Below are 3,447 nucleotides of genomic sequence, written 5' to 3' on the forward strand. Positions count from 1 at the left end.
TGCGCTTTGAGGACAAGGCGGGTGCAGAGCAGGTGTGGATCCAGGCCGAGCGCAATCTGGATATTAACGTCAAAAACGACGAAACACATTCTACTGAAAAAAATCGAACCCAGTTTGTTGGTGAAGATGAAACCTTACGGGTAGCGAAAAACCAGAAATCAGGGATTAAAGGCGATGTGGTATGCCTGACGGGGAACAGTCGAAACGATAAGGTCGTTAATAATTTTATACTTTCCGCAGGTAATACGCTGAGACTGGAATGTGGTGAAAGCGCCATCGAGCTATCAAAAGACGGTAGCGTTCATATCATTGGTAATAACTTTAACTTTACTGCAAAACAGAACGCACAAATTAATACGCTTTCCGGCGAATTGCATTTGAACCCTGATGACGCACGAAATGTCATCGATCCGCCTGGTGCATCCCTTCAGGGTGAAATCCAACAGGAAGTGGATAGTTTTTTTGTTATTAATGGCAACAAGTAAGAGTAACCCGAATGGCTGATTATATTCTTCAGGAAGCAACACTCGCCTTACCCGATGTATTTAAAGACAGAACCATGAATTTATTCACCATGAGTGATAACGGAGCTAGCGAGTTTACTTTTGTTGTTTCTCGTGCGACGGCAAAAAACGAAGATAAAGTCCATGATGCGGCTACCCGACTGGCGCATGAACTGGAAATTACAGTGCCCGACTTTCGTCTAGAATCCTCTCAGATGACTTCTGTTGATGGTCATCCGGCGGTAGAGCTTTTTTATCAGTTTAAAAATGATAACTCGGTCATTTTTCAGAAGCAGACGGTGATTTTACTCGCTGACCATCCTGGCGGGCAAAAGATGGTGTGTTACATCGGTACATGCCCGGGCGAATTTAGCGATTATTATCATAATCAATACCAGGAAATTATCCGTAGTATTAAGTTTCACAAACCTGCTCAAACGGATCCCAAAGAAATGCTCGCTGCCGACAGCCAGGGGCCTTTTTTTGCGCTTGATAGTGAGAGTAAAGTTCTCCGTGTCTTTGAAAACATTCAGGAACTTTATGGACATCTTTCGCTTCAGCGGGCGAAAGAGGGTCAATATTTGCTTTATGAAAAAAAAGGTAAACCACTCAGTATTGCACCCGTTCCGGACAGCCAACCCCTTCGTTATGCGCTCTGGACGACTTCCTCAGACAAATCACATCACTTGCTTTCACAACTTTCCGTATGCCGCCAGGTCTCTGGTTCTGACCAACTTAATACACCCGATCGGATACGTGGGTATCTGATGGCACAGCGAGCCGAATAGTTATGTCAGAATGTCTGGCCGCACGCGTAGATGATGAGATTGCTCATACAGCCTCAAAAGGCTGGATGATCGCAGGATTGGTGGGTGGGGCAATTCTGGGCGCTGCTGCCGTTGTCGTCACCGGAGGGACCGCGCTGGTTGCTGTTTCTGCCGTTGCGGCTGGGGCATGTGCTGCGGGTGGGCTGGGTGAACTCCTCGGCAGTATGTCATGGGCACCGCGTCACACGACAGGTACGCTGAAAGAAGGTTCACCCAATGTCTTTATCAACAGCCGAAAGGCGATCCGCGCACATCTATCAGCCGGAGAGTGTGATGAGCACAGCGGCAGCCTGCAACGGGTCGCGGAAGGTTCGATAAAAGTTTACATCAACAACTTCCCCGCCTCTCGCACAGGCGATAAATTGACATGCAGCGCTGAGATTAGTCAGGGATCGCGTAATGTTATTATCGGCGGAAGCAAGGTCCAGACCGATGAAATAAGTCCTGAAATCCCGGAATGGGTAAACTGGACGATGCTCGCCGTTGGTGCCGGAGCCATGGCGGTGCTCGCCAGTCCTGCTATCGCACTTCTGAGTACCCTCGGGGCGATGGGGGGTGGAACGGTTGGTAGCTACGCAGGTGGGATGCTGTTTGGCGAAGGTAGCGACGGTCAGAAATGGGGGATGCTGATCGGCTCGGTTATCGGCGGCGGGGCTGGCATGAAAGGCGGGGCGCGGTTTGATGCGTGGCGAGCTGGTAAATCAATGCCGCGCGTTAGTGCGGAACCCATTACAGCCCCAGCTTCGCCGAGGATGAGCTTAAGCGAAGCCGTAGGGAAACAACGAGCTGAAAAATGGATTACTCGTGGCAGAGAATTGGCAGATAATCGTGATCCTGCTTTGTCTGCTTTACTCAGTGATGAGCAAGTAGGCGCATTGTATGGTTATACTACCGATCCTGGCTACCAAATGGTAAACCCAGCATTACGAGGTATGAAACCAATGACTAAAGAAATGGAAGCATTTACTCAACATATAAATGATGGCCTGGACCAGCTTCCTGCTTTTAGTGGAGAGACATACCGCGGGATGAACAGCTTACCTTCACACATCTTGGATGGATATACTCCGGGCAAAACAGTTATCGATCCAGCCTTTGTTAGTACTGATGTTAATCAAGGCTTCAGCGGTCCTATCCAAATGCGTATTGAAGGTTTTTCCGGCCGGAAAATTGACTTCCTTTCAGAATTCAATGCAACAGAGACTGAAGTGCTATTTAAGCCTAATACATCGTTTGAGGTTATCAGCAGGTCAGATGAACTTGGGATAACAAATATAGAATTAAGGGAAATACCATGATCGACCTTCATACTGAAGACTCTGTAATCAATCATTATGCCGATCGCTATCGTACATACATGCCAATTAATGTCCGTAAGGCAATAAAAAATGACGGTATTGATGGTTTGAGTTCTTCACAAGCCTGGGATGAAACATTACCTTTAATTACGACTGAAGATATTTCACGTGATAAAGCACTTGGGGCGCTGGTCGGTTTGGCTGTTGGGGACGCAGTTGGCACTACTCTTGAGTTTAAGAAAAGAGACAGTGAACATGTAGCGGATATGATTGGTGGCGGACCTTTTCATTTAAAACCCGGTGAATGGACGGATGATACGTCCATGGCATTATGTCTGGCGGAAACTTATCTTTCAGAAAACAGAATGCATACCGATATACTTAGAAAATATCTCGTTAAATGGTATCTTAACGGTGATAATAGCAGTAATGGTCGGTGTTTCGATATTGGCAATACGACGCGATTTGCGCTTGAACAGTATTTGCGTATTGGGCCTTCCTGGTATGGTAATACCGAGAAACACACTGCTGGTAATGCTGGGGTTATTCGTCAAGCTCCGGTGTCTATCTTTCGTCGAAAATCGCTGCGCGCGATTTACTTCGAATCCCAGGCTCAGAGTCGCGCAACTCATGGCGCGGTAGAGTCAATTAATGCATGCCAATTTCTCGGATTGGTATTGCACTATTTAATTAACGGTTATAAAAAAGAAGAAGCTTTTTCCCCTCATGTTTTCCCATTATGCGCGCGTGTAATGATCATAAATGCGGGTGAATATAAGCAAAAAACTCGCGATCAGATTCGTTCAAGTGGTTATGTCA

3 protein-coding genes and 1 pseudogene are annotated in these 3,447 nt (G+C 46.9%); all 4 read left to right on the forward strand.

What is annotated here, in order from left to right; all coding sequences use genetic code 11:
* Positions 1-485, forward strand: a pseudogene (locus QLG09_RS22195) (type VI secretion system tip protein VgrG); the annotation flags it as partial.
* Between the two features lie 11 nt (positions 486-496).
* Positions 497-1,291 carry a DcrB-related protein gene (locus QLG09_RS22200; RefSeq protein ID WP_032678391.1) on the forward strand — a complete coding sequence of 265 codons (795 nt, stop codon included), beginning with the start codon at positions 497-499 and terminating at the stop codon, positions 1,289-1,291.
* 2 nt (positions 1,292-1,293) lie between these two features.
* Positions 1,294-2,628, forward strand: coding sequence for a PAAR domain-containing protein (locus QLG09_RS22205; RefSeq protein WP_044867268.1), 1,335 nt, complete (start codon positions 1,294-1,296; stop codon positions 2,626-2,628).
* On the forward strand, positions 2,625-3,447 hold an 823-nt coding region (locus QLG09_RS22210; RefSeq protein ID WP_282489418.1), incomplete at its 3' end, for an ADP-ribosylglycohydrolase family protein. The genes QLG09_RS22205 and QLG09_RS22210, both read left to right, overlap by 4 nt.

Origin of the sequence: Enterobacter sp. V89_11 (genome assembly GCF_029967775.1) — a bacterium.
Lineage (GTDB): Bacteria > Pseudomonadota > Gammaproteobacteria > Enterobacterales > Enterobacteriaceae > Enterobacter > Enterobacter ludwigii.